Raw genomic sequence first — 4,825 nt, forward strand, 5'->3', positions numbered from 1 at the left:
CCATCAGCCCCTTGACCCGGCGCTGCACGGTCCGCAGCCCCAGTTCCAGCTGTTTCGCCACACTGGCATCGGTCAGCCCGGCCAGCAGCAGTGACAGGACCTCCAGATCCGTCGGATCGGGCCCGGTCGCGTCCTCCCGCAGCAGCCCGCTCTCGCCGAGCCGCAGCGGCATCGCCTCGCGCCACACCGCCTCGAAGAGCCCCATCAGCGACTCCAGCAGCCCGGAGGCGTGCACGACCAGGGCCGCGGGCTCCGCGCCGCGACCGGTCAGCGGAACCATCGCCAGCGAGGCATCGGCGACGACCAGCTTCGTCGGCACCCGGTCCACGACCCGGCACTGCTCGTCACGGCTCAGCGCCGCCGACAGCTCCAGGATTCCGGACGGCAGCGCGAGCACCTCGCGCTCGACCACCACCCGGAACGTCACCCCGCGGGTGGCGGCCTGCTCCTCGGACTCGTTGTCGAGACCGCTGACCGCGATCGGCTTCCCGGTGACCAGGGCGCACACCTCGCTCGTCGCACCCAGCTGGAGCTGATGGAACCGGTGCGCCACCGCGCTCGCGCCGGTGACCACTTCGACCAGGTCGTGGACGGCGGGTTCGGCGGCGTCCACCCGGTACTCCTCGGCCAGCAGCACCGCCGCCAGCTCCGCCTGCTCCAGCTCATGGCGCTGCTGCGTCAGCAGCGCACCCAGCGCGACCCCCGGTGGCGCCGCCACCCACCGGCCCGTGCGGGCCGACGACTGGGCGGCCAGGCCGTGCTGCTCCAGCCGGCGCAGCGCCCGTTCGGTCTCCGTTTCCGGAAGCGCCAGCCGGTGCGCGAGATCGGTGAGCTCCGCGGCCCCCAGCGCCACGAGCGCGCGGTAGGCCGACTCCTGTCTCTCGTCGAGTCCTATGGCTCCCAGCATCCCCGGACCTCTCCCCGGACGCAGTGCTTCCGTGTCGTGTCGTACTCCTGGGCCGGCCCGCCGTGGCGGATAGCGGCCACGGCGTAAACCCGCCGTGGCACATCATCCCTGTACCGCCCGTCTCTCTGCCAATGTGGCGCCACCGCAGCACCAACAACCTCCGGAACATGGCGCTTTGTACTGCCTGTTCCGGTTTCACTTGGGGAGAGCGATGCGTCCGATATCGCGTACGGCACTGGGAGCGGCCACCGCCGCCGTCCTGGCCGTCACGGTGATCGCGCCGTCCGTGGCAGCGCCACAGGGCGGCACGACCGCGAAGAGACCGCTGACCGGCAGCGCGGCGACGGCCGCCGGGGGGAGCAAGCCGGTCACCGTCACCCTGGTGACCGGCGACAAGGTGCTGGTGAGCAGGGACAGTTCGGGGAACGCCACGGCCACCGCACTGGCCCGCGAGGACGGCACCCTCCCCCTCGTGCAGACCCGCCGCTCCGGCAAGGACCTCTACGTCTATCCGGACACCGCGGCCAAGGCGCTCGCCACCGGCACGGTGGACGAGGAACTCTTCAACGTCACCGGGCTGATCCGCCAGGGCTACGACGACGCGCACGCGGACTCCGTACCGCTCATCGCCACCTACGCCAAGGACACCGCCCGCAGCGCGCCCGCCACCCCGCGCGGCGCCGAGCGCGGACTCGCCCTCCCGGTCATCGACGGTGTGGCGCTCAAGGCGGACAAGGCGAAGGCCGCCGGGTTCTGGGCGGACATCACCGGCGCCCGCTCCCGCTCCGCCGCCGGAATGAAGAAGCTCTGGCTGGACCGCAAGGTCGAGGCCAGCCTCGACAGGTCCACCAAGCAGATCCGCGCCGACCTCGCCTGGGCGGCGGGCTACGACGGCAAGGGAACCAAGGTCGCCGTCCTGGACACCGGCGCCGACGCCGAACACCCGGACCTCAAGGGCCGGATCACCGGGTCGGAGAACTTCACCGACTCCGACACCACCGACGACCGCCAGGGCCACGGCACCCACACCCTCTCCACCGTGGGCGGCTCCGGCGCGGCCAGTGACGGCAAGAAGAAGGGTGTCGCCCCCGGCGCGGACCTGCTCGTGGGCAAGGTGCTCAACGACAGCGGATCGGGCGATTCCTCCTGGATCATCGCGGGCATGCAGTGGGCCGTCGACCAGAAGGCCGACGTCGTCTCCATGAGCCTGGGCAGCCCCACCCCGACCGACTGCACCGACCCGATGAGCCTGGCCGCCGAGGAGTTCGGCAAGAGCAAGGACACCCTGTTCGTCATCGCGGCCGGCAACGCGGGCCCCACCCTCAACACCGTCTCCTCGCCCGGCTGCGCGCCCAGCGTGCTGACCGTCGGCGCGGTCGACCGGGACGACTCCACCGCCCAGTTCTCCAGCCGCGGGCCCGCGATCGTCTCGCACACCCTCAAGCCCGAGATCGCCGCCCCGGGCGTCGCGATCTCGGCCGCCGCGGCAGGCGGCCGCGGGGTCTACGCCTACCGGTCGATGTCCGGAACCTCGATGGCCACCCCGCATGTCGCGGGCGCCGCCGCCATCGTCAAGGAACGCCACCCCGACTGGACCGCACAGCAGATCAAGGCGGCACTCGTGTCGTCCGCGAAGAGCGACATCCCCGGTGACGTACGCGAGACCGGCGGTGGCCGGCTCGACGTCAAGGCGGCCATCGACACGACCGTGACCGGCGCGCCCGCGGTCCAGGGCGGCACCTTCAACTGGCCGCAGGACAAGAGCGACCGCACCACCGTCCAGGTCCCGTACACCAACACGGGCACCAAGCCGGTGAAGCTGTCGCTCACGGTGCGGGGTGTCACCGGCAACGACGGTTCGGCCGTCCGGTCCTCCGTCGCCGCACTCGGCGCGAACAGCGTCACCGTGCCCGCCGGCGGGACGGTACAGGTCCCGCTGAGGCTCGACCCGGCCGCGCACCTCCAGGACAGCCAGTACGGCGACGTCACCGGCCGGGTCCTGGCCACCGCCACCGGCGGGGTGAAGGTCTCCACCCCGTTCTCGCTGTACGTCGGCGCCGAGACCGTCACCCTGCGCGTCAAGCTGATCGACCGCACCGGCAGGCCCGCCGCGGGCTCCTCCTCGCTCGACCTCATCGGCACCGACGACGCGAGCGGCGAGCGCCGCTTCAACGACGGCTCGACCGACCAGGTGTACCAGGTGCGCCCCGGCGCCTACTTCGTCTCGAGTTTCATCGCGTCGCCGAACCCGAAGGACGCCACCGGGCGGCTCGTCGGATCGGTCGGCTACCTCGCCCGCCCCGAACTGAAGGTCACCAAGGACACCACACTGGTGCTCGACGCCCGCAAGGCGCACAAGATCCGGATCAGGACCGAGGACCGGTCGAGCGAGACCCGCTCCACGACCCTCGCCTTCGGCCGTACCTGGGACGGCGCCTGGATGCACGCGGGTTCGGTGACCGGCCCCGGCATCATTGACGACTACCTCGTCGACATCCAGGGCCGGGCACACGACGGCGACTTCGAGTTCGACAGCTTCTGGCGGGCCTACGCCCCGCTGGTCAAGAAGCTCTCGGTCGCCGGCGGCGCGGACCTGCACCCCCGCAGCGCCGGAGGGGGCTCCACCGGCCTCGACGGCAAGGGACAGGCCACGCTCGTCGACGCGGGCGCCGGCACCCCCGAGGAGCTGAAGGCCGCCGGGGTCAAGGGCAGGCTCGCCCTGGTCGAGGTCCCCGACGACGACTCGAACGTCTACACCCTGGCCCGCAACGCCAAGGCGGCCGGCGCCACCGCAGTCATCGCGCACCGCCCGTCGGCCGGTCCCTGGCAGCCCTCGTTCGGCTACGCACCGGCTCCCGTCCCCGTACTCGGCATCGAGACCTCCGAGGCCGCCGCACTGACCGCCGCCCTGGCGGAAGGCCCGGTGACCCTGCGCTGGGAGGCCACCGCCAACAGCCCGTTCGTCTACAACCTCGGCTTCCCCGAGACCGGGCCGGTCACCTCGGACCGTACGTACACCGTCCGCGACCGCAAGCTGGCCAGGTCCACCTCCACCTATGAGTCGATGGGCGTCGCGGCGGACTACGTCGACGCACTCTCCGTCTCCCGCCCCTACGGCGCCTCCTTCTTCATCGGCGGATTCGACACGGTCGCCGTCCCCGGCACCCGTACCGAGTACTACTCCGCCGACGACATGAGCTGGCAGCGCTACCTCTCCTCCAGCTTCCCCTGGGGCGAGACCATGACCGACGTGGCGCGGAGCTACCGGGCCGGGTCCGAGCGCGCGGAGCACTGGTACGGAGGTGTGCTGGCCCCGGTCGCCCCGCGTGACGCGACGGGCGGTCTGCAACTGGCCGGCGAGCGCCAGGACAATCTGCTCGGTGTCGCCCCCGCCTTCGTCGGTGACAGCGAACACACCGGCATCCAGGGGTCGTTCGGCGACCTCGGCAGTATGCGGCTCACCAGCGGCGGCAAGGTGATCGGCACCAGCTCCTACCCGTTCGGCACCTTCACGGTTCCGGCCGAGGACGCACCGTACGAACTCTCCCTGTACACCGGGAAGATCGGCAGCCCCGCGCAGGTCTGGAAGCGGTCCACCTCCACCGAGACCACCTGGAAGTTCCGTTCGCACCGGGACGAGAGCGCCTACTCCCAGGGCCTCGCGCTGCTCTTCCCGGGCTACGACCTGCCGTCGGACGGCATGAAGACCCTCGCGGCGAAGGACGGTCAGAAGATCGGGCTGAGCGTCACGGGTCACGCCGGCTACACGCCCGGCAAGCTGACCGCGGTCAAGGTCTCGTACTCGTACGACGGCGGCGAGACCTGGACCGGGGCCACCACCGCACAGCAGGGCGGCCGTTGGACCGCGACCGTGAACCACGCGGACGCGGCCGGCAAGCCGGTCACCCTGCGGACCGA

The 4,825-nt window shown here is 71.6% G+C and carries 2 protein-coding genes; one reads left to right on the plus strand and one right to left on the minus strand.

The genetic code is table 11. The features are described 5' to 3' along the window. The coding region (locus J1C73_RS17585) for a helix-turn-helix domain-containing protein (protein WP_207317225.1) at positions 1-907 on the minus strand (907 nt) is incomplete at its 3' end. 211 nt (positions 908-1,118) lie between these two features. Here J1C73_RS17585 and J1C73_RS17590 point away from each other — a divergent pair. Further along, the coding region (locus J1C73_RS17590) for a S8 family peptidase (RefSeq protein ID WP_207317226.1) at positions 1,119-4,825 on the plus strand (3,707 nt) is incomplete at its 3' end.

Origin of the sequence: Streptomyces laculatispora, from assembly GCF_017353455.1 — a bacterium.
Taxonomy (GTDB): domain Bacteria; phylum Actinomycetota; class Actinomycetes; order Streptomycetales; family Streptomycetaceae; genus Streptomyces; species Streptomyces laculatispora.